Source organism: Evansella vedderi (assembly GCF_030813435.1).
Lineage (GTDB): Bacteria > Bacillota > Bacilli > Bacillales > Salisediminibacteriaceae > Evansella > Evansella vedderi.
Genome location: NZ_JAUSUG010000015.1, coordinates 53,903 through 77,235 on the forward strand (window position 1 = coordinate 53,903; position 23,333 = coordinate 77,235).

General features: G+C 37.6%; 18 protein-coding genes. 1 reads left to right on the forward strand and 17 read right to left on the reverse strand.

What is annotated here, in order from left to right:
- Positions 1–274 precede the first annotated feature (274 nt).
- The 12 genes from J2S74_RS17640 to J2S74_RS17695 form a co-directional block, all read right to left on the reverse strand.
- On the reverse strand, positions 275–1,183 hold the full coding sequence (locus tag J2S74_RS17640; RefSeq protein WP_307327962.1) for a F510_1955 family glycosylhydrolase: 909 nt from the start codon (positions 1,181–1,183) through the stop codon (positions 275–277).
- Positions 1,184–1,312: 129 nt separating this feature from the next.
- Entirely contained in the window at positions 1,313–2,134 is an 822-nt protein-coding gene (locus tag J2S74_RS17645) for a DUF8832 domain-containing protein (protein ID WP_307327965.1), read from the reverse strand.
- Positions 2,135–2,147: 13 nt separating this feature from the next.
- Entirely contained in the window at positions 2,148–4,565 is a 2,418-nt protein-coding gene (locus tag J2S74_RS17650; RefSeq protein WP_307327968.1) for a heavy metal translocating P-type ATPase, read from the reverse strand.
- Between the two features lie 366 nt (positions 4,566–4,931).
- Positions 4,932–7,661 carry a hypothetical protein gene (locus J2S74_RS17655; protein ID WP_307327970.1) on the reverse strand — a complete coding sequence of 910 codons (2,730 nt, stop codon included), beginning with the start codon at positions 7,659–7,661 and terminating at the stop codon, positions 4,932–4,934.
- Positions 7,662–7,908: 247 nt separating this feature from the next.
- The gene (locus J2S74_RS17660) at positions 7,909–8,319 is read right to left on the reverse strand and encodes a rhodanese-like domain-containing protein (RefSeq protein ID WP_307327972.1); all 411 of its coding nucleotides are present in this window, start codon (positions 8,317–8,319) and stop codon (positions 7,909–7,911) included.
- A 72-nt stretch (positions 8,320–8,391) separates the two neighbouring features.
- Positions 8,392–9,714 carry a SulP family inorganic anion transporter gene (locus tag J2S74_RS17665; protein ID WP_307327975.1) on the reverse strand — a complete coding sequence of 441 codons (1,323 nt, stop codon included), beginning with the start codon at positions 9,712–9,714 and terminating at the stop codon, positions 8,392–8,394.
- A 107-nt stretch (positions 9,715–9,821) separates the two neighbouring features.
- Entirely contained in the window at positions 9,822–10,259 is a 438-nt protein-coding gene (locus tag J2S74_RS17670; protein WP_307327977.1) for a YaaR family protein, read from the reverse strand.
- A 159-nt stretch (positions 10,260–10,418) separates the two neighbouring features.
- On the reverse strand, positions 10,419–11,846 hold the full coding sequence (locus tag J2S74_RS17675) for a flagellin N-terminal helical domain-containing protein (RefSeq protein WP_307327980.1): 1,428 nt from the start codon (positions 11,844–11,846) through the stop codon (positions 10,419–10,421).
- Positions 11,847–11,863: 17 nt separating this feature from the next.
- Complete coding sequence (gene fliS, locus J2S74_RS17680) at positions 11,864–12,280, reverse strand: flagellar export chaperone FliS (RefSeq protein WP_307327983.1); 417 nt, start codon at positions 12,278–12,280, stop codon at positions 11,864–11,866.
- A 112-nt stretch (positions 12,281–12,392) separates the two neighbouring features.
- Positions 12,393–12,692 (reverse strand): EscU/YscU/HrcU family type III secretion system export apparatus switch protein, encoded by a 300-nt coding sequence (locus tag J2S74_RS17685; protein WP_307327986.1) that lies wholly within the window; start codon positions 12,690–12,692, stop codon positions 12,393–12,395.
- Positions 12,689–14,842, reverse strand: a complete 2,154-nt coding sequence (locus tag J2S74_RS17690; protein ID WP_307327988.1) for a hypothetical protein — start codon at positions 14,840–14,842, stop codon at positions 12,689–12,691. Before J2S74_RS17690 ends, J2S74_RS17685 begins: the two co-directional genes overlap by 4 nt.
- 76 nt (positions 14,843–14,918) lie before the next feature.
- Positions 14,919–16,220: a DNA polymerase IV gene (locus J2S74_RS17695; RefSeq protein ID WP_307327991.1), complete on the reverse strand. Its 1,302-nt coding sequence runs from the start codon at positions 16,218–16,220 to the stop codon at positions 14,919–14,921.
- A gap of 489 nt (positions 16,221–16,709) precedes the next feature.
- On the opposite strand from J2S74_RS17695, the gene J2S74_RS17700 reads away from it, so the two are divergent.
- Complete coding sequence (locus J2S74_RS17700) at positions 16,710–16,907, forward strand: hypothetical protein (RefSeq protein WP_307327994.1); 198 nt, start codon at positions 16,710–16,712, stop codon at positions 16,905–16,907.
- Here J2S74_RS17700 and J2S74_RS17705 read toward each other — a convergent pair.
- The 5 genes from J2S74_RS17705 to mce all read right to left on the reverse strand — a co-directional run bounded on the left by J2S74_RS17705 (position 16,901) and on the right by mce (position 23,319).
- A complete protein-coding gene (locus tag J2S74_RS17705; protein ID WP_307328192.1) occupies positions 16,901–18,349 on the reverse strand; it encodes an NAD(P)/FAD-dependent oxidoreductase in 1,449 nt (482 codons plus the stop codon). The two genes, J2S74_RS17700 and J2S74_RS17705, sit on opposite strands and share 7 nt — an antisense overlap.
- 159 nt (positions 18,350–18,508) lie before the next feature.
- Positions 18,509–18,997, reverse strand: coding sequence for a MarR family winged helix-turn-helix transcriptional regulator (locus J2S74_RS17710; RefSeq protein WP_307327997.1), 489 nt, complete (start codon positions 18,995–18,997; stop codon positions 18,509–18,511).
- A 684-nt stretch (positions 18,998–19,681) separates the two neighbouring features.
- Complete coding sequence (locus tag J2S74_RS17715) at positions 19,682–20,797, reverse strand: M20/M25/M40 family metallo-hydrolase (RefSeq protein ID WP_307328000.1); 1,116 nt, start codon at positions 20,795–20,797, stop codon at positions 19,682–19,684.
- 122 nt (positions 20,798–20,919) lie between these two features.
- Positions 20,920–22,470: an acyl-CoA carboxylase subunit beta gene (locus J2S74_RS17720; RefSeq protein ID WP_307328002.1), complete on the reverse strand. Its 1,551-nt coding sequence runs from the start codon at positions 22,468–22,470 to the stop codon at positions 20,920–20,922.
- A gap of 3 nt (positions 22,471–22,473) precedes the next feature.
- The gene (mce, locus tag J2S74_RS17725; RefSeq protein ID WP_307328005.1) at positions 22,474–23,319 is read right to left on the reverse strand and encodes a methylmalonyl-CoA epimerase; all 846 of its coding nucleotides are present in this window, start codon (positions 23,317–23,319) and stop codon (positions 22,474–22,476) included.
- Positions 23,320–23,333: the final 14 nt, after the last annotated feature.

A 23,333-nucleotide genomic window follows, 5' to 3' on the forward strand; every position in this document is an offset into this window, starting at 1 on the left:
AATAGGGTATAAAAGATATTTTTAAATTCCCCTTTAAAAATTAATGGATCAAAAGCATTCTAATCACATACCGCAAGGGGGTATATTTATATTTTAACAAAATTGAATTAAAAAATAATGTGGTTAAGAGAAATAATTGTGAACCTTTTGTTACTATTTCCATAATTTTTATATAAAACTTACTCAATTAAAAACTTAGTCGTTTAAAAAAACAGCTCCAAATGGAGCTGTTTTGTAAAATAAGTCTCTTTTATTCTATTTAATCTATTATTGCTTAGTCTGTTATTGGCACTCCGGAGTCTGCGATCTTTATCCAGTTTGCACCATTGTCTATCGTTTGGTAAATATCCTCTTCCACTGTCCCCACAGAAAAAGTCCCTTCTTTAACAGGATGAATAGCTATATGCACTACGGCATCATCAATTAATTGAAGATTTAAAGGTAGCCAAGATTGGCCAAAATCTTCTGTAATCATTAATCCCTCATCTTCTCCTAAAAAATAGGCAACAACAGTTCCAGATTGCCCATATGCACCTTTTGCACTGAAAATAGTTGAACTATCCTGAATTAATTCCCATGTCTCTCCGCTGTCCTCTGATTTGAATATTCCGTACTGAGTCCCCGCTAATAAACGATTAGGGGATATTGGATCAGATACTATCGAAAAGGTGTTACCATAATTTATTGGAATGTCACTGATTACTAAATCCCAATTATAACCAGAATCCTGAGAGAGATGTAACCCTTTTCCACCAGCATCAAGTCCATATATTATTCCCGACTCACTGGCATTTACCTCTAAAACATGGAAGTCCACTTCACCATGTAATGCAATAGGTTCCCATGTTTCACCTTTGTCTTCACTTATTATTATACCGACAGGATCCATTAAGTCTGACTGAGCATTTGGGTGACCACTGGATATCATCCTGCCTTCTTCTATAAAAGTAAAGCCCATAAGGTCATGTCTCGTTTCTTCGGTTCCTTTCCATACCCAATTTAAATCACTATCTATGGAAAATACACCGTAATGGGTTCCTAAATACAAATCGTGAGGCTCACTTAAGTCATAGGAAAGACCATGAACATGTGTAAACGAATCGACCTCGTTATTTCCTTGTGAGCATGCACTTAATGTGATTAATATGATAAATAAAATCATTGTACTATATTTTCTCACCACTAGTTTATACCTCCAATTCCCAAAAACAATCCCTACTTAAAGTTATTATCAATCTCCACTATTTAAATACAGCATAAATAAAAGAATGGGCGAAATAGTTATCACCCATTCACCTAATATCCGATTGTCTTATTCTACTTCTATAACAAAAGGGAATACCAGTACACCAGTTTCTTCAAATTTAAATTCTGCCCATAGTTTATATTTCCCAGGAGATGGAAAGTGTGCATCAAAAATGGTTTCATCATGTGATATTGGGTGTACATGAATAAATTGCTCTATACGTTCATCGATGATAACAACATGTCCTAATGCCCCTAAGTACGGAAGGGGGGTATCATCTTTTAAATCAAAAGCAAGTGTCACATGCTCTCCTGCAGTTAAGTTTGAGTAAACAAGCTCCACTTCTTTTCCATTAACTGTTTGCAGCAAATTGTCATCTGCCATTAGGTTTGGTGATACCATATCTTCATGGGAGTGATCACCTATCTCTAAGGTGATGGGATAAGTAACGTATTCTTTCCCCTTAGGTACGATATCAACGAATACAAAGTAATGGCCACCTTCAAGTGAAGCATCAACTTCAAATATACCTTCGCCAACTTCAACTGGGTGAAAATGGTAGTACTCCTCTAAATCGTCACTTACAACAATAATATGCATCAATCTCTCGTGAGTTTCACGAAGTTCAAGTACTGTTCCTTCTATATCCTTAACGCTGACAACTAGCTTTCCATCTTTATAAGATACCTCTGTTAATACTTCGGAATCATTTGGATGATAAGAATGGTCATTGTGCCCGTGACCTTTACCGTGATTATCTTCTTGATGATCTACGTGATGCATTTCACCACTTGCTAGTGGATTTGCTCCAGTAATTAAACTATACCCTGCGATTACGAGGGCTAGATAAACAAAACCAGAGATTACCCACGCCTTTACACCGGTCATATTCTATTCCCCCTTATTTTACAAGCTTTATTTTTTGTAGCCTTAGTGCGTTTAGAACAACAGAAACGGAGCTAAAGGCCATTGCTGCCCCGGCAACCCAAGGTGCTAATAATCCAATAGCAGCAATTGGGATGGCAGACGTATTATAAACAAATGCGAAAAATAAGTTTTGCTTAATATTTTTCATTGTTTTACGACTCATGATGATAGCATCGGCCACACTATTTAAATCTCCACGCATGAGAGTAATATCAGCAGCTTCAATAGCCACATCTGTTCCTGTTCCAATCGCCATTCCAATATCAGCTACTGCTAATGCTGGAGCATCGTTAATTCCATCCCCCACCATAGCCACTTTCTTTCCTTGCTTTTGAAGTTTTTCCACTTCTGCACTTTTTTGCTCAGGTAATACCTCTGCAATCACTTTTGTTAAGCCAACGTCCTTAGCAATCGCTTCAGCAGTTCTTTGATTATCTCCAGTTAGCATGATTACCTCTAATCCTAACTGTTGCATCCGCTGAATCGCATCTTTAGACGTCTCTTTTACTGTATCAGCAACAGCCACTACACCAGCAAATTTATTATCAACAGCAATTAGCATGGCTGTTTTTCCTTGATTTTCTAAATCCTCCATATAAGCCTCAGCATTTTCCATTGAAATAGAATACTTCCGCATTAACTTTCTTGTACCAACCAAAATTTCTTTACCAGCTACAATAGCACGAATACCATGTCCAGGAATTGCTTCAAAATCACTAGGATCTTCGAGTTCAATTCCTTTTGCCTTTACTCCATCCACAATAGCCTGGGCTAACGGATGCTCTGAATTCTTTTCAGCAGAGCCAACTAAGTGAAGTATTTCTCCTTCAGAGAACGTGTCTGCAACAGAAACATCTGTTAATTCTGGCTCGCCCTTCGTTACTGTTCCAGTCTTATCTAAAATAACAGTTTGAATGGATTGAGTATTTTCTAAATGCTCCCCACCTTTAAATAGTAGGCCCATTTCTGCGGCTCTACCTGACCCTGCCATAATAGAAGTTGGAGTTGCCAAGCCTAACGCACAAGGACAAGCAATTACTAAAATCGAAATCATTGGAATTAATGCAGAACGAAGGTCTCCAGGTGTTACAATAAAATACCAGGTTGCAAAAGTTAAAATAGCAAAAACAACCACCACTGGAACAAAGATCCCCGATACTTTATCTACCATTCTTTGAATATCCGCTTTGGATCCTTGAGCTTCTTCTACAATTTTTACAATTTGTGCTAAAGCCGTATCTTTACCTACCTTTGTTGCCTTCACTTTTAATAATCCGTTTTTATTAATGGTAGCACCAATAACATGGTCCCCTTGGGACTTATCAATTGGAATACTTTCCCCAGTAATCATGGATTCATCTACTGCCGAACGCCCTTCCAATACCTCTCCATCCACAGGTACTTTCTCTCCTGGTTTAACAATAACAACATCTCCAGCAATGACTTCATCAATTGGAACTATCATTTCTATTCCGTTACGAATAACACTTGCTGTCTTTGCTTGTAGTCCTAACAACTTCTGAATAGCTTGACTTGTTCTGCTCTTTGCCCGTACTTCAAATAACTTACCTAATACAACCAATGTTATAATAACTGCTGCTGCTTCAAAGTATAACTCAGGCATACCTTGACTTCCTGCTTGCATCCATGACCAACCTAAATAAATGCTATAAAAATAAGCAGCGCTTGTCCCTAAAGCAACTAATACGTCCATGTTGGCACTTTTGTTTTTCAATGCTTTATAAGCACCAACGTAAAACTGTGCTCCTACCACAAATTGTACTGGTGTTGCTAGAGCTAACTGGACCCATGGATTCATAAACATGTCTGGCATATATAAGAAAGAAGTAATTTCAAAGTGAGTAACCATCGTCCATAATAACGGTAATGTTAGAATGGAAGCTAAGAGAAATTTTCCGTATTGCTTTTCGATTTCCTTTTCTTTATGATCAATATTTTCTTGAGCCATTTCCTTCGAACTTAATTTAAAGCCCATTTTCTTCGTAGCCTCTATCATATCGATATTGGTAACTAGACTATCATCATACTCTACTTTCAAGGTTTCTAATGCAAAATTAACATTTGCTGAAGATACACCTTCCATTTTACTTAACCGTTTTTCAATTCGATTAGCACATGCAGCACAGGTCATTCCTGCAACATCGAACTCTACTTTTTCATTGACAACTTTAAAGCCTAATTTTTCAATTTTATCTTCAAAATCCTTTACCTTTGTTTTTGATGGGTCGTAGACTACCTTTGAACGTTCGAGAGCAAAGTTAACACTTGCCTCTTCGACTCCATCCATTCTTGAGAGCCCCTTTTCAATGCGTGTAGCACACGCAGCACAGCTCATTCCTGATATTTTTAACGTCGTTTCTTGATTACTCATTTCAAATCCCTCCTGTTAATATATGGGGGTATATTTCAATCATTTGACTAATTTACATAATCAATAATATTGCAAAAAACATATACACTTTAACCACAATGTCAATATTACTATACCCACCCTAGGTATATCAACAAAAATGTTTTACCATTATTTTGGTTAACTCTTCTTGAGATGAAGTTTTAATAAAAGATTGTTTTCGAAACTTTGTTGCTTTATTAAAAAAGCTTGGAGGAGCTAAAGGGTGACTCCAGCGGGAAAAGCAACAACACTCTTTCATTGACGAGTAATAGCAGGAGCAATCTATGCAAAAAGAGCCTAATAAAAGAACACCGTCTACTTAGACGGTGCCAGGAAGAGAAACAATTATTCTTTTGGTAAAAGTACAGATGCTAAAGGTATTTCCTCGATTGAATTTTTGATAATTTCACACTGTAATAACCTTACTTCAAAAAGTTTTAAAGGATCATAGAAAATCTCTGGTTTTTCATTCATATGAAGTAAAGCTTTTTTCGTATTTTCTATTTCTTTTATGACCTTATGAATATATTTATCTAATTCGCTAATAGGGGCATCGAAGAAAATAGCTAAGTCTGTTTTTAATGTCTTTTCAAATAGGTCAAATTCAAATAAATATTTACTTATCATGGAAACTGCAATTTCATCATAGTTACTATTCTCGATATATTTTTTATATTGACTACATAGTAACCCTTTATTTTGTTGTATTGAACCTAGCAGTAAACCTGCACTCTTTAATAGTATTTGTGTTGGTTTCGTACGGTTTAAAATATTCTCCTCTTCTAGTTCTATCCTAGATAACATTCGGTTTATATCTCTCTGCCAATCGTTAATTATTTGAAAATCACATTTCAACTCCATTTTATTACTTTCATCTAATGTATTAAATGTTTTACCCATTTCATTAAGGTTATTTTGGACATCATGTAGATCTTCTTTTAATGACCCTATCCATATTTGTAAAGATTTATGGAATTTAGGAATTAGTTCACTTATGAAATACGTTGAAAGCTTTTCATTCATCCTAGAGTTCAACTTCTCATGAATTGTTTTAAAGTCACTTTCCTCTGTAATTTCTTCGGAGCATTCCCGTATTAATTTAGGAACATTTTCTTTTATTTCATCCTTTACCTCTTCTTTCATTAAATGATATTCATTGATAATTATCTGTTCCTTTTCATCCTTTGTGTCCTTCAATTGGTTGAGTAAACCGTTCAACCGTTCTAATACATCCTCATTAAAGGTAACTTTATCATTTAAGAAATTCCCTTTCGTAATACGCTTATTTAATATTTCTGTAAGTGTTTTACGAATGAATTGAAGTAATTTTGACGCCCTGTCTTTCTCTTCTGCTTTAACTTTATTCGAGAAGTTGGATTGAATAAAATCTACTAAGTCCTGGTTGTTATTTGGATTTAAAGAAGAATAAGGATAGACTTTCGTATTACTAAAAAACTCCCGTAATTTAATTTCTTTAGAATCTATGAACTTATTAGCTTCTACATCACGAAAAGCACTATCTATATTATTAACAACAAAATAAATGGGCACTTGATTGGCTTGTTCCTGTAACTTGACTAACAATCTCATTTCCTCTTCTGTAATGGGTTTATAAGCATCTAGAACAATAAGAACACCGTCTGCAACGTTTAAATTGTTCCACACATCCTCTTTCTCCAAGCTTTCATTATTAATTACTGGTGTATATAAAAGGGAATAATCTAGCTGTTGTAAAAATTTTGATTTCCAATTCACGTCAACCATTGTATTCTCCGTTATATTTTCTAAATCGGAAAGTGAATTAATACCTTGATCCGAAATCTCCCTCAATGCTATTTCATCATTTGAAGAAATACATGCTGAAACTATTTTTTCATCCAATAAATTTTCTTGAAGTAGTCCGTTAATTACCGAAGAAACCCCACTATCCTCTAATCCGCTAACAAAAAGATGTTTCTTTTCTAAATTAACTATTTTTAAAGAATACCAACGTGACTTTAAACCAATATCTAGCTTATTAATTTGTGCCCAAGTGAAAAGGGTTTCCATCAACTCCTTTATCTCTTCTAAGGATACCCCTTTACTTTCATAGTGAAAGACATTTTTTTCTGCTTCTTTAAATATTGGATAATCAAAGGACGAAGGAAAAATTTCATTCCAGGCAATGACTGCCGCTGAAGGATAGAGAGCCTTTTGCTCCATTTTAAGCCATACTGCCAAAAGGTTAGGAATTATCATTTGTATATCTTTTACTAAATACCTTCCTGATAATAACTCTTGATAGCATTGTTTATATAAGGAAGCTATTTCTTTGCGAGAATCGTTTGATTTGACTTCCGATCTTATTAAAAATTCGTTAAGGAGATTTACCATTGTTAAAAAATATTCTTCACTTCTGTAGCTCTTCCATAAGGAAACAATAAACTTAACAAATTGACTTTCATCAGTTTTAAGCCAAATGTTTAATAACTGGACATAATAATCTGGAGCAAAGGTTTTACTATAACCCTTCTCAATACAATCTATTAATATATCGAACCATTTCTTTGTTTTTGTTCGCATTGCTTCTCCAACCACTAGCTCTATTAAATTTTCCCAATCTTGCTGCTCCTCGTAGAAGACTTTGGCAATATCCATCACATTCGAATAATCACGGTCTAAAGAAATAGCTTTTTTAATATATGTATAAGCTTTCTCTACCATTTCCCGGTCTCTATAGAGGGAGAATAACTGAAGGGCAGTTTCCACAGATAATGTCTTATTATTCGTGTTAACCGACTTATATTTCTTTTCAGCTTCAATGAGCCACTCTAACTCATAATAAGCGTCCCCCACATTCTTTTTCGCCCAAGGCTCTAATTCGCCATTAACATTTTCCCATTTGTTAATTGCAGCCTCGTAGTCCTTATTATGAAAGTAAATTTCTCCTTGAGAAAATCTTATATGAGATAAATCCGCTACCGCTTTTTTATGTTCCTCGAAAAATGCATCCCCTAATACTTGAATAGGGTGTCTTTTTTCCCCTTCTTGTAAAAGAGTCTTGTAATAGGTTTTCTCGATTAAATTTCTTACCACTTGTTCTTCCCCTCCACCCTTTTTAAAAAACATATTTAAAAATTAAGCTATTAATGATAAACGAAGCCTAATTACTAGCCCCTAAAATTATTCGTTTTATTTTCTTTATTTCAGTCCATATTATTTTATTCGTTTAAATTTAAGGAAGAGCCTTATTTAGGTAATTTGACCTAGAAAGTAATCGTTTTTACCGTGAAGTTTTTACGTCCTTAATCTTGATTAAATAAAAAGTGACCAAAAGACACGCTTACCTTTGATCACTTCGTTTATCTTTTACTTCTCCATTCCACTCTAACATCCCACCTGTTACATTAGTTAAATTATTGTATCCTTTCTCCTTTAAAATGTTTGCAGCTTGTATGCTTCGGTTACCACTGCGGCAAAAAATGACGACATTTTTATTCCGTGGAATTTTATTATACTCTTCTTCAAACACACTTAGTGGTATGTTTACCATGCCTTCAATATACCCTTCATTAAATTCCTGTACTTCTCTTACATCAACAAAAAATATATTTTCTGTGTCCTCTTTTTCCAGCATTTGGGCAAGTTCTTCTATACTAATATGTTCAATACCTATGGATAAAGAAAACTTATAACCAACAACGCCCAATAAAATTATTGCAACTATAATTATGTGCCAATTTTTTTTAATCAATTGCTTCTCCCCCTGCTTTCTATTATATACTACTGCTTATATACAAGGAGTCATAAGTTAAAAGCCCTATAGTCAAGTATGGTCCACTTTATTTCTGCTTTTTCGTAACTCCTTTCTTACCATCCATTCACGTAAATTTAGATAAGAACTCTTACAAATGAATACAAGTAGGGAATAAACAATACCGGCAACAACTCCTTCCACAATGCCAAATATCAAGGTAGCTAGGAATGTTAAAATCCAAATAGATCCATCTATTTTCCTGTTTTTAAATAAATACGTGGCTTCTCTTAGATCAATTAGACTAAAGACCGCAACCATAATTATTGCTGCTAAAGTAACAATTAGCAAGTAATAAAGAAGATCAGTAAAGAATAATAAAGTAAGGAAAATGATCACCGCTGTTATCATTGTTGCCAGTGGTGTTTTCGCACCAGATTGATAGTTTACAGCAGACCTGGAAACCCCTCCTGTTACGGGGTAACCGGAGAAAAAAGAACCTCCTATATTTGCTAGACCTAATCCAATAAGTTCCTTATTAGGTTCAATTTTATACTTACCTTTTAATGCAATTACCTTTGCCATAGCTATGGACTCCATAAATCCAACAAATGAAATAGTCAAAGCTGTTGGGAGAAGTGCAAAAAATAATTCCATACTTATGTTTGGCATGCTTATTGCTGGCATTCCATGTGGGACATCTCCCACAATATTAACTCCTTTTTGGTGTAATTGTAGATTATAGACAATGAGAATACTTAATACCACAACTACTAAAGGAGCCGGAACGGTAGGAAAGTACCTTTTAAATAGAATAATGGTAAGGATACTTGTAATTCCGAGAGTAAATGTAAATAGGTTGATTTCAGAAATCCTAATTAACGATTCCCATAAAATAAAAAAAACGTTCTTATCTGCAGACAAATTCACCCCAAGAAGGTGTTTTGTTTGACTGAATGCAATGATTATTGAGGCGGCAGAAATAAATCCACTAATGACAACATGAGACAAAAAGTTAACTAAAAATCCTAATTTCAAAACTCCCATTAAAAATTGAATAATACCAACCATTAACATAAGAAGTATTGCTAAAGAAACATATTCGTTCGTTCCCACCTCAGCTATGGAAGAAACCCCAGCTATTACAAGTAAGGAAACCAAGGCCACAGGTCCTACAGCCAGATGTGGTGATGTTCCAAACATAGCATAAATAAGTAAAGGTACTGTGGAAGCATAAAGTCCCATAACTGGCGGTAGTCCCGCTAGCATGGCATACGCCATCCCTTGAGGTATAAGCATAATTGCTACAATCAAACCGGCTGTTAAGTCTCCCCTTAAGTCCACTTTATTATAATTAGGTAACCATTCAAAAGCCGGTATTATTTTTTTCAGCATCTTTCTTTCCTCCCACTAAATGAAAATAGAAATGGGTGCCGAAGCACCCAGTTATTTTTCCTTTAGTAGGATTGGATAAAATGTCACTTTGTAAACCCATTTTATTATTAAGCATATATATTAACTAAGAGCCCTTTAATCTCACCTACCATATTTAAAATATCAAGCCCTTTTCTCTGTTCTTTTAATACGGCGTCAGTAAGATCTAAGAGTTTACGGTCTACTTCTTTAACAATTTTGTATACTTTTGTTCTCCCCCTACGGTTAAAACCTTTTTGCTCTTCTAGACTGAGACCAAGTTTTATGGCATCGTCCATAAATTCCTTTACCAATTGCTTATATTTACGAAGTTCCTCAACGGTCCTTGATTCAGCTAAAGCTTTTCCCTGGTCATCAATTTTCTGAAGCAATTGTCCTAAACGTTCATAAGCTTGGTTTTCTCTTCCTTTTTGCATTATCTCTTGAAAAGATACTTTGACTTCTGTACCTTTATTCTTCTGGTCTATACGGTTTATTCCGGCTCTTCCTACTCTTTGGACATCCATTATAATTGCTCCTTATTTTTAATACTATTTTTATTATAAAAAACATGCCTGAAACTACAAACAATTTTTTTTACCCAGCTTTTTTTATTGTTCCATGTGCACTATCAAAAAAAGGGTATCTCCAAGTTAAAGACATACCTTGAGTCACCCTCTTCTCATTTATTGTAGTAATTGTAGTACCCCTTGTGGTAATTGGTTCGCTTGAGCAAGCATCGCTGTAGCAGACTGGTTCAATATATTGTTTCTAGTAAACTCTGTCATTTCTAAGGCCATATCAGCGTCTCGAATACGAGATTCAGAAGCTGTTAAATTTTCATGAGTAATTTGTAAATTATTAATTGTGTGCTCCATTCGATTTTGCGTTGCCCCTAATTTTGCACGAGCCTCAGAAATATGATTAATGGCCTGATCTAATTGATAAATCGCCCTATTAGCTCCATCCGTTGTAGTCACGTCTACATTCTCAATCCCTAAAGTAACCACGTCCATTCTAGGAATATCAATCATTACCTGTTGATTTGTATTTGGACCGATTTGAAATGCTAATGAATTATTCGTAACAGAAAAGGTTGTTTCAGCATTATCAATTTCATTATTAAATTTAAATTCCATTCCACCGTGGCGAATTACCCCGTTTCTCGTTGTCATTGTTTTCTCAGCAGTAACTAACTTCTTATCTTCACCCTCACCACTGGAAATAGAGAAAGTTGCTTTTTGTTCTACAGATACTTTTACTGTACCGGCATATTTAATTTTTGAAGCATCAATTAATAGTCCACCAATAGATTCCTTGTTGTCTCCTGCCGATTGATTTACAGGTATAGAAAGCTCCTCTAAGGGAAGGCCATCTGGTCCGATTACTTGAACAACGGCATTGTGCTGCCAGGTCTCTTCATTATCAGGGTCAACCTTATTGATGGTATAATTTCTAACATTAATCGTATATTCCCCAAATGCCTGCGGATAAAATTTATTTTCTTCCCCAGCTAACTCAATGTCATCTGCTTTCGTTATACCTGCATTCGGTTGTTTTATTTCAACAACTTCCTCTTTACCACTTACCTCCAAGTGGTAAACTCCACTTCCAATACGAGCATCCAATACCGTTGGAAGTCCTACAATGTTAGCATTATTATTATTTTCAGATGAAATGGAAGTTAATACTGCACTGTTTCCGTCTAACAATTTACGGGTATTGAACTCTGTTTTATCTGATATACTATCAATCTCTAGCTTCAATTGGTCAATTTCCTTTTGAATTTGCTCACGGTCATATTCTGTGTTTGTATCATTTGCTGCTTGGACGGCAAGTTCTCTCATCCGCTGCAACATAGCGTGCACCTCTTGCATTGCACCCTCAGATGTTTGCATTAAAGAAATACCATCTAAAGCGTTTCGCTCTGCTTGCTTGAGACCACGAATTTGTGAACGCATCTTCTCAGAAATAGCAAGACCTGCAGCATCATCTGCCGCTCTATTAATTCGTAAGCCAGAAGAAAGCTTTTCTAAGTTTTTCGATGTATTAAATTGGTTTTGATATAGGTTTCTATAAGCATTTAGTGCTTGAATATTATTATTGATTTTCACAGTGTCACTTCCCTTTACTAGTCTTCATATACTGCTGTTTGTTCGTAGGCATTTGTTTTTTGTCTAAATGATTTTGGTTGACGATCGATGTTGTCTACCATTGCCTGCTGCCACGCAGACTTAATAGCCTCCATTTGTGTAATAACTTCGTCAATTAATGGAATATCCTTTTTATAGTTTGCTTCAATAATTTTGTCCGCCATATAGTTATATACGGCATCTAATTGATCAGCGATAATTCCTGCTTCATAATTAATTCCTGCACCAAGACGCCTTAAAATATCATTGCATTTTTGTAAATGAGCGTTCGCTTTTACTTGATCCTTTACTAAAATAGCGGCTTTTGCATCTTCTAAATTATTCAGACATGCTTCATACAGTAGTGCAGTGATCTGTTGTGGTGTCTTTTTATGCAGTGTCTCGTTAGTGATCATTTCTTCTCCCCCATCCATCAAGATTACCTACTACATCCTTGTAAAAATCTTGAGGTTAGTCATATTCACGTCCATGTTCCTACTACATTTATCGGTCTCCAAATGAAGTATTTTAATAGTTTCTCTCCATTTCTTCGATTAATAATAGAATTTCCGCCATAACCCCATATAGTTGCGGCGGAATATTATCCCCTAAGTCCATATCCAAAAGATTTTCTAACAAGCCCGCATCCTCTTCCATTGGTATATCATGTTCCTTTGCCAGTGCCAGTATTTTTTCCGCTACATAGCCTTTCCCTTGGGCAATGACTTTTGGCTCTTCCCCAGAAGATTCATCATATCGGATTACTGCAGCAGAAGGACCATTCATTTCTTTCCGTTTTATATAATTGAAATGCTTGGAAACCATCATATTTTATAGTCAAACCCTTTCTTTGTCATCGTTGGCTTTAATTCCTTATGACCATTCTCTTGTTTAGATACTTCATGAGAACCCTGCTCTTCCGTAATCGGAGCAAAATGTAAGCCCTGAAATTGAAAACCAATATCCTTTAATTTATCCACATATTTATGGGCAATAGGCTCCATCTTTGATTGGAATGTTGGGTCATCGTTTTTCAACGTGATATTTAGTGCCCTTTCGGAAACCTTTACGAGTATCCCTACTTCCCCCATTTTTTTTGTTTCCATTAAAAAATACAAGCTGCAGTTTTCCCAATCTAGTTTCTCACCGTCATTTCTGGAATTAACAAACACTTGTAGATTCTCTGCCTGTCCCTTTATGAGGATAGGTAACTGAAGCATGAGCATTTGCATGTTTTGTTGGTGATCTATTTTGGCCATTAATTGTTGTCCAGATAAATTTTGTAATGCTTGCTGAAGCTGCTGCTGTCTCCCACTATCTTCTTCCCCTCGAAGCATTTGCAGTAACACTGTCCTTACATTTCGCTGCTGATCCACTGCTTCATGCCCTTTACCATTGGCTAACAGTTGTGCAAGCTCAGGTTCACGGTTTATACCTAGTGAACGAAAACCTTCTAATACCTGCCGCCCTGATCCGTCGTTATGAGTCAAGGTTCTCGCAGTGTTATCAAATTCCTGTGTTAACCTATGAGCTGGAGCTTTTGACTCTAACCAAGATACCTCTCTAGAAATAAAATGCTGCACCCTCTGATTAGTCGGTTTATACATCAGCTTATCTATGGTTTGCTGAACTTCACGAATTATTTGCCTTGCTTGTTCATGTTGTCCCTGTGTTAAGTGTTTCTTTGCCTTAGCTAGCATGCTGCTAGCTTCTAATACATTTTTTTCTGTCTTCATATCTGTGAATAGGAGCCAGTTGTTTTTCAAGAGTGCTTGGTCTAACTGACGAATGACCGTTTCTAACATTGGTTTTGTTTGTTGAACCCCTTGACTTTTCAACTGCTGAATAAGTATTTGTATCCTCGAAAGCTGGTTCGTAACATCCCTTTGAAAGGCCTTAAATTCATCAGTAGCCTTTGCTAAGCGTTCCGTTACCTCTGTAATTAAAATATCTTTGGATGGAACATTCCCCGACTGCATAATTTGGTTCGTAATATATTGCAGTACTTCTTGTGGAAGCTGCTCTCCAGTAGTGACAGGGGCTGTTGACTGTGGCATATTTCTTTGTGCTGCCAGTATTATTTGTGTCAACTCTTGACGCGCTTTCAATTCCCTTCCCTTTTGTAAAAAATCATATGCTTGCTCTAGACCTTGATGAAGCTGCTGTAGAATGTCCTGAGGCAGCCCTTGGTTAGAAACTTCCGAGCGAATTTTTTCAATAGCAAGTTGGAGGTTAGCTTCATTTGCTATCGTTTGTTGCCATGCCGAAAAACGTGATTGGTTCGCTGGTGTATTACTATGAAATTTATTTTGTCCATTATTTTGTGGTAGGTTTAATTTATTCCATTGACGTCCAGCAGATTTAACATCCGATTGTAATATTTCACGTATAGATTCCTTAACGTCACTTTGACTTATCTGTCGAATATGATTTTCCAGTGACTTGCCATGTAATGCTTCGTGTACTGCTTGTAAATTGGCTGTTGTTGGTTCTACCCCTTTATTTGCTAGGGCTTGAACGGTATCTAATCGCTGATCTAATGTTCCTTTTCCGTGATGTAAAAAACGGTTAAGCTCCCTTACCGATTCTCTAGTAAGGAAAACATCACGGTCCAAAAACTGTTGTGTAGCTTGTCTAAGTTCAGTTGTTATTTGCCGCTGGTCTAATCTACTTAGTGTTCTATCTATTTGATTTTCCGATGAACGAGTTTGCAGTTTATTGTGGCGAGATTCCCCTTCTATAGACGTAACTCTTATTCCATCTCTCGTTTGTTGTTCCACTTTAACCATGATCCGGTCATTTTCTGGCAGGGTTCCAGAGAAGGTGGCTTTCACAGCTTGCCCCCTAATGGAAATTACTGCCTCATGATGGGAAGTTCTCGAGTCAATTTTTGCCCGATATATATCCCCTTCACGCAAATTAGCTTGACGCTCACTTGTATTCTCTTTTCTATGTAAAAGTTGTCCCTGAATCTCCAAGACGAACACTCCAATCTAATTCTTTAATCTATATATCGGCAGAATTTAGATTAGATTGAGTATGAAAACGAATTTACTATTCCTCTCTTTTAAAAAGTCCGTCCCGTAAAAAGTCTTTTTCTAAGCTTGTTCCCCGTTTTTGCTTATCTCGCAGTTGAGCGCTTCGATCCTGATCCTTCCCTAGTTGAAGACCCTTTAACAAGATATTTTCTCCAAATTTATTTTTAAGCTCATCTACTACACTGCTGAGCTTTTCTTCCTTTACATCATCAGCATAATGAAATAAATCTAATTGTTTATGAGCGTACCCCTTTTCCACTAAGTCCATAGCTGATATACCTAGTAAACGTACAGGCTCTCCTGTCCAATGTTTCTCCCAAAGGGACCATGCAGCTTCAAATATACCCTTATGGGAATTAATAGGATAGGCTAATTTACTACTACGAGTAATGGTCTTCCAATCGGAGTAGCGGATTGTTAATTGAATATTTCCGGCATAAACCTGTTTACTACGAACCCGGCGTCCTACGGAATCAGCTAAATTCATCATTACTTTCCGGAGCTCCGCAACATCCGTTACATCCTTTGGCAAAGTAGTAGAGTTTCCAATACTCTTAAATTCTTCAACAGAACTTGGATCAACGGGACTCCTGTCCATTCCGTTTGCCCGCTCGTGCATACGAAGTCCCCAAATACCAAACTTGCCCTGGAGCATTACCGGATCCGCGTTAGCAATTTCTTCAATAGTATATATGCCGTACTTCTTAAGCTTTTCTGCTGTTTTTTTACCAACACCGTGCATCTCAATGACAGGGAGCCCCCATAGTTTCTCTTTGATTTCCCGCTTCCGGAGAACAGTAATCCCCATGGGCTTTTTCATGTCACTGGCCATTTTAGCCAAAAATTTATTGGGAGCAACACCTATACTACACGGAAGGTTCAGCTCGGTTAACAACCGTTGCTGGATTTCTTTTGCCAACGGTACAGCAGATCGTCCTTTACTAACATTGGTCACATCCATGTATCCTTCGTCAATTGAAACAGGCTCCACCAATGGCGTATATTCATACAAAAGCTCAAACATCCTTTTTGATGCTGTACGATAGCGATCAAAATTAGGTTCCCTTACAACAAGGTTAGGACATTTCTTCAGTGCTTCCCATAATGGCATTGGAGCCTTTACTCCTTTGGCACGAGCTTCATAGCTTGCTGTTACAACGATACCCCTTCTAGCTTCTGCATTTCCAGCTATAGCTAAAGGCTTTCCCCTTAAGGAAGGATCATAGGCCGCTTCTACAGAAGCATAAAAGCTGTTCATGTCGACGTGGAAAATTATTCTTCCTTTCCCTGTAGTACCAGTTAATTTACCCCTGCCCATTCCAAAGCACCTCCACTCCTATAAAAATATCATGCATCCCCCAAAGTAAAAAATCAAATAAATGATTTTTTGAAGGCTTTTTATTAAAAGATTGTTAATTTCGCTCAAATCCGTTACAGGCGGACGCTTTCCGCGGGCAATGCTTCAGCCTCCTCGGCCATGTCTCTTCCTCTGCGTGTATTGCTCTGTAGCTGCATCCGTCGAGACAACTCGTAGCATACTCGTGAAGTATCGCTCGTCCCTGCGGTGTCTTCAGCTATTGCTTTTCCCGCTGGAGTCGCCGCCTTTCACTCCTTCGAGCTATTTAAAACAACAATTTATGTGCGAGGAGCCTTTTACAAAAAACTTTTGCAGATATACAAAAGAAAAACACTAGAAGAGTTCTAGTGTTTCACATTTTTTTATAATTTTTAATATTTATTTAATTTAACCAACCCTAATCTGTGATATGATTAAATATACTAAAAGGTGGAAAGGCGGTCGATTAATATGTCGGACAATTTCCGAAAGGAGACCACCTACAATCTAGTTTTACTTCTTACTGTTGAAGCGGTGTCCCTATATGCACAAAACGAATGGCCTTCTCCTACATTAAAAGAAATTTCATCCAAAATAGGTTATTCCGAGGAAATGATTCTTGAATCCTTAGAGTTTGGAAAACTTGAGCCCGTAGGCATCCTTCAATAGGATGCTGCGGGCTCCTTCTCTGTTTTTACTGTAGCAGCACGGCGCTTTAAAATAGCCCTTGCTATGTGTACCCCGTTTGCCCCTGCCTGTGCAAGTCCACGTGTTACTCCACCACCGTCTCCACCGGCAAACAACCCAGAAACTTGGGTTTCAAATTCATCTGTCAAAACAGGTCTTGCCGAATAGAATTTCGCTTCAACTCCGTAAAACAAAGTATGTTCTGATGCAATACCTGGTGTTACCTTGTCTAGTGCTTCCATCATTTCTATTAAACTCTTCATTGTATTATATGGTAATACAAGACCAAGGTCCCCTGGAACAGCTTCTTTTAAGGTTGGCTCTAAGAAACCTTCATCAATACGTTTCTTCGTAGATCTTCTTCCTTTTAATATATCACCATATTTCTGAACGATGATAGATCCGCTGGATAAATCATTTGCACGTTCAGAAATTTCTTTTGCATATAAGTTCGGCTTATCAAATGGATCCGTAAATGTGTGAGAAACTAGTAATGCAAAGTTAGTATTCTCACTTCCCAAGTTAGGGTCTTTGTATGCATGGCCATTGGCTGTCATAACACCGCTATGATTTTCCACAACAACATGACCAGAAGGGTTGGAACAGAATGTACGTACTCTTGTCCCAACAGATGTGTTATATACAAACTTAGCTTCATATAGATGCTTATTAATCTCTTCCATAATGACATCGGATGTTTCCACACGAACACCAATATCCACTTGATTATTTACCATACGGTAACCACGTTTTTTCAATAAACTTCCTAACCATTCAGAACCGTCACGTCCCGGTACAATAACAACTTGATCTGCGTAGATTTCCTCTGCCTTTTTTTTCAAACGAACGCCAGTAACTCGTAAACTACCGTCATCTGTTTTTTCTGTAATAATATCTTCCACTTCTGTACGGTGACGGAATTCAGCACGTTCCTCTAAGTATTTATAAATGCTTGTTAATATTTGCAGGTTAACCTCTGTACCTAAATGACGAACATTCGCACGAAGAAGTTTTAAACCTGCACCCATCCCCCGTTTTTCTATGTTCCGAACCTCTTCTGTGTTTGGATCAGTACATTCTACAGGCGCTCCATGGGCAAGGTTAATTTCATCCACATATTTAATTAACTCTAACACTTTGGACGGTGGAAGGTAATCTTGCATCCAGCCTCCAAAAGCTGTTGTAATATTAAATTTACCATCAGAGTAAGCTCCTGCTCCCCCAAATCCACTCGTGATAGAGCATGCAGGCAAACATCCGGTAAATTCCTTACGCCCAGCTGGCGGCGGACATTTTTCAATTTTCTTTTCATTTATTGGGCATCTCCGCTGGTGGATAGCATGCCCTTTATCAATAAACAGAACCTTTAAGTCCGGCTGCTGCTTCGTTAATTCATATACAGTAAAAATTCCAGCAGGTCCCATACCTACAACAATGACATCATATTTGGCCACTTTGGATCCTCTCCCTGTTTTAATTTCTTTGACCGCTTTTCATCTTACCAGAGGATCAGGAAGAAAATCAAGTGATTTCCGAACGTTAGTAAGTATATTTTAACATAACATTCGATTGTTGGTGTTTTTTTATAGATCTTTATAGTTTTTTGTTGTTTCTTCTACCCATTCCACGAACTCTTCCCCATGGAAATGACGATTAAACTCCCTATAAAAACGGAGGAATTCTTCCATAAATTCTTTATTGTTTTTTTGATAGTCTTCAATAAACTCAAAGAATTTATATGTTTTCTGCTGTGATTCATCACGCTTCGCTTTTCCTTCCTTTGTTAATGCAATAAAGGTAACTCGTAAATCTTTTTTATTTTTCGTCATATATATAAGGTCTTTTTCTTGAAGGCGTTTAATAATTTGCATCACAGTGGAACGATCCCATAGGCCTATTTTTGCAATATCAGTTACGGATATTTTCTCCTTAGAGTTAACAATCCACATAACATGCTGCTCAGCAAGGGTTAATCCAATATCTTTTGCATTGGATTGCCACTCTTCCTCTAATACTTTAGACATTCCCCTGATATAATTGATTAATAAATGGTAATTGGACTTTACTGTCATCTCCTCACATCCTCTACTACTCTTTGCCACTCTTCTACTACTTTACCATAATTCGCCATAAATCGTATTGTAAAAGACCTTCTCAATTGAAAATTTTCCATTTTAAAGATTAATAAAAAATGCTCCGGATGCGGTCCGGAGCATTTTTATTATTAGAGCGCGTTCAAAGTCTGTTCAAACGGGAAAAACAGCCCCTTTTTATACGAAAACTATGTTTTAATACATTGTTTATTTTCAAAAGAAGTTGATTGAAGCGAAAGGCACGAGCTGTCTCTTCCTCTACTAGCAAAGCTTCGAAGCGAATCCGTCGAGACAAATCGATGAATATTCGACGAAGCAACGCTCTTTCCTACGGGAAAAGCAACGGCTGAAGACACCGCAGGGACGAGCGACACTTCAGAGAGGCATCACGCGTGATGCCGCTTGAATACGCTCCGAGTTGTCTCGACGGATGCAGCTACAGAGCAATACTCGCAGAGGAAGAGACATGGCCCGAGGAGGCTGAAGCGTTGCCCGCGGAGCCAGGATGGCGACATTACGCCGTTGCCCACAGGACGTGGGCTGCTCTTAGGCGTAATTGGAGTGCCTGAAGCGTAAATCAACTCCCAAATTTAGCCCAGTCAAAAATAGTTTTCATTTATCTGGTGTCTATAAAGACATGGGAGTTTTGAACAGACTCTATTACTATTTTACAGCTTTTTTAATAAGTGCTAAAACTAACTCTGCTGTTTTTACAAGCTCTTCAATAGGTAGTTTCTCATTCGTTGTATGAATTTCCTCATAGCCGATTCCTAGATTTACCGTTGGAATACCAAATCCAGCGATAACATTAGCGTCACTTCCACCACCACTGTGAAGAAGTTTTGGTTCTCTATCGATGGATTTGACAGCCTCTTTTGCCATTTCCACTACATGGTCCCCATCCTCGTGTTTGAATCCTGGATACATTAATTGTATATCTAGATCGACACTTCCACCCATTTCTGCAGCAGCATCTTCAAAGGCTGTTTTCATAGCTGCTACCTGCGCCTCCATTTTTTCTGCTACCAATGAGCGTGCTTCTGCTAAAATATCTACTCGATCACAAACGATATTCGTTTGGGTTCCACCTTCAAAGCGACCTATATTTGCTGTTGTTTCCTCGTCAATTCTCCCTAATGGCATACGAGCTATTGCTTTAGAAGCTACAGTAATGGCAGAAACTCCCTTCTCTGGAGCTACACCAGCATGTGCTGTTTTTCCGTAAACGATGGCTTTCACTTTAGACTGGGTAGGTGCAGCAACAATAATCGTCCCCACTTTGCCATCACTGTCTAATGCATAACCGTATTTTGCAATTAAATCTTTTTCATCTAACGCTTTAGCGCCAACTAGACCTGATTCTTCACCAACTGTAATGATAAATTGGATACTAGCGTGTGCAATATTATTTTCTTTTAATACACGGATAGCTTCAAGCATGGCTGCTATTCCGGCTTTATCGTCTGCCCCCAAAATTGTGCTGCCATCAGACTTTATGTATCCGTTCTCCACAACAGGGGTAATTCCAACTCCTGGAACAACTGTGTCCATGTGAGAAGTAAAGTAAATTGGATCTCCATCTGTTGTACCCTCTAGAGTACAAATGAGATTTCCAGCGCCATGCCCTGTAACAGACATTGTGTCGTCTTCTTTAACCTTTACTCCAAGGGCTTCAAATTTCTCCCTTAAAACATTTGCAATATTTCTTTCATATTTCGTCTCCGAATCCACTTTCACCAATTCAATAAATTCATCAATAATACGTTGTTTATTAACCATGTGCCCTGCCTCCAACCATTGTTTTAAATCTACTGGATAAATTATAGCAAAAAAATGTATCCAAGTCCCCTTTCAACATTAAGTACATGAATTCCTCCGAAAGATAATGATTGGTAAAGCACCTAAAGGGGAATATTTCCATGTTTTTTTCTAGGACGATTCTCCTCCTTTCGTCTTAACATTTCTAAGCTTTGGATAAGCTTTATCCTCGTTTCCCTGGGGTCAATGACATCATCCACCATACCATTTGCAGCTGCAATATAGGGATTAGCAAACTTTTCACGGTACTCCTCAATTTTTTCCATGCGAGTTACTTCTGGATCACTGCTTTCATTAATCTCTTTAGCAAAAATAATATTTGCAGCACCATGAGGTCCCATTACAGCAATTTCAGCATTAGGCCAAGCAAATACGATGTCAGCACCAATTGATTTACTGTTCAGCGCCACATAAGCACCACCGTAGGCCTTCCTAGTAATCACTGTTATTTTCGGAACTGTAGCTTCCGAGTAAGCATACAAAATCTTTGCACCGTGTCGAATGATTCCACCGTGCTCCTGTTTAACCCCTGGGAAAAATCCCGTTACATCTTCAAAGGTGATAAGTGGGATATGGAAGCAATCACAAAATCGGATAAACCGAGATATTTTGTCTGCAGAGTCTATATCTAATCCCCCAGCCATTATCTTCGGCTGATTTGCAATGATACCGACAGACTGTCCATGAATACGCGCAAACCCTACAACTGCATTTTTGGCAAAACGTTCATGAACTTCCATAAAAGAATCTTTGTCTACCACCTCTTTTATGACCTTTCTAACATCGTAGGGTTTTGTTGGATCAATCGGTACAAGTTCAAGTAAATCGTATAAAAAATCGTCCCTCTCTTCTTCAACGTTAATGTCAGGGGGATAATCATCGTTATGTTGTGGTAAATAACTTAGTAGTTCCTTTACCCCATCTAACGCTTTTTCCTCTGATTCATAAGTAAAATGTGCATTTCCACTTTTACTTCCATGAACAGTTGCTCCCCCAAGTGCCTCCGAAGATATAGTTTCTCCAGTAACGGTTTCAATAACCTTCGGTCCTGTTATAAACATTTGACTTGTTTTTTCTACCATGAAAACAAAGTCAGTTATCGCTGGAGAATAAACCGCTCCACCTGCACAAGGTCCCATTATAACGGAAATTTGAGGAATCACTCCGGAATAAATGCTATTACGATAAAAAACGTGTCCATACCCATCTAAAGACAATACCCCTTCTTGTATACGAGCCCCCCCTGAATCATTTAGCCCTACAAATGGCGCTTTATTTTTCACGGCTAAGTCCATTACATTAGCAATTTTCTTCGCATGCATTTCACCCAACGCTCCACCATATACAGTGAAGTCTTGGGCAAATAAGAAAACTAATCTTCCATTCACTTTTCCATATCCCGTAACCACACCTTCTCCAGGAGCAGAACCATTTCGCATACCAAAATCAGTTGTTCTATGTTCAATAAAAGGGTTTAATTCCACAAAAGATCCTTCATCTAGAAAATAATCAATTCTTTCCCTTGCAGTTAGTTTCCCTTTTTCATGCTGCTTTTCAATTCGTTCGTCACCGCCACCTAGCTCTATCTTTCTACGCTTGTCGTAAAGCTCATTAATTTTGTCGTACATATCCATAAATTACTCGTCTCCTTTTTCGGCTTCATCAATAGTTTCACATAATTCTAGTAAAACACCTTTAGCATTCTTGGGATGGAGAAAAGCAATCGGATATCCCCCTGCCCCTTCCTTAGGTGTTTCATCGATTAATTGAACCCCTTCTCGTTTAAGCTGATTAAGGCGATCCTGTAAGCTGGAAACGGATAATGCTATATGATGGATACCTTCACCTTTTTTTTCTAGGAATCTAGCAATCGGACTACCGTTTGTAAGCGGTTCCAATAGTTCAAATTTAAAATTTCCTAAAGGTAAAAAGGCCACCTTTACCTTCTGTGAAGGAACCTCTACTATTTTTTCTACTTCTAAATGTAAATGGTTTAAATAAAACGGTAACGCTTCTTCAATGGAATAAACAGCAATTCCAACATGGTCAATACCCTTTGGACCTGCAAGTAAGGGATCCCCTTGCCCACGGGCCTCTAAAATTGCTTGTTCAATATAGGCAGATATGGTTTTTGTAGATGTACCTGGTGTAAAGATTTTCTTAATCCCTTGTTTTTCTAAGTTTTGTGCATCCTCTAATGGGATTACTCCGCCGCCAAATACGATAATGTCCTCAGCCTGTTCTTCACGAAGAAGCTTTAAAACTTGTGGAAAAAGGACATTATGGGCTCCAGAAAGACTGGATAGACCAATTGCATCCACATCCTCTTGAATGGCCGCCTTTACAATTTGTTTCGGGGATTGCCTTAATCCCGTATAAATAACTTCCATTCCTGCATCACGAAGAGCCTGTGAAATAACCAAGGCTCCACGGTCATGTCCGTCTAACCCTGGCTTGGCTATTAACACACGAATTTTTTCCATCTTACATCTCCCCT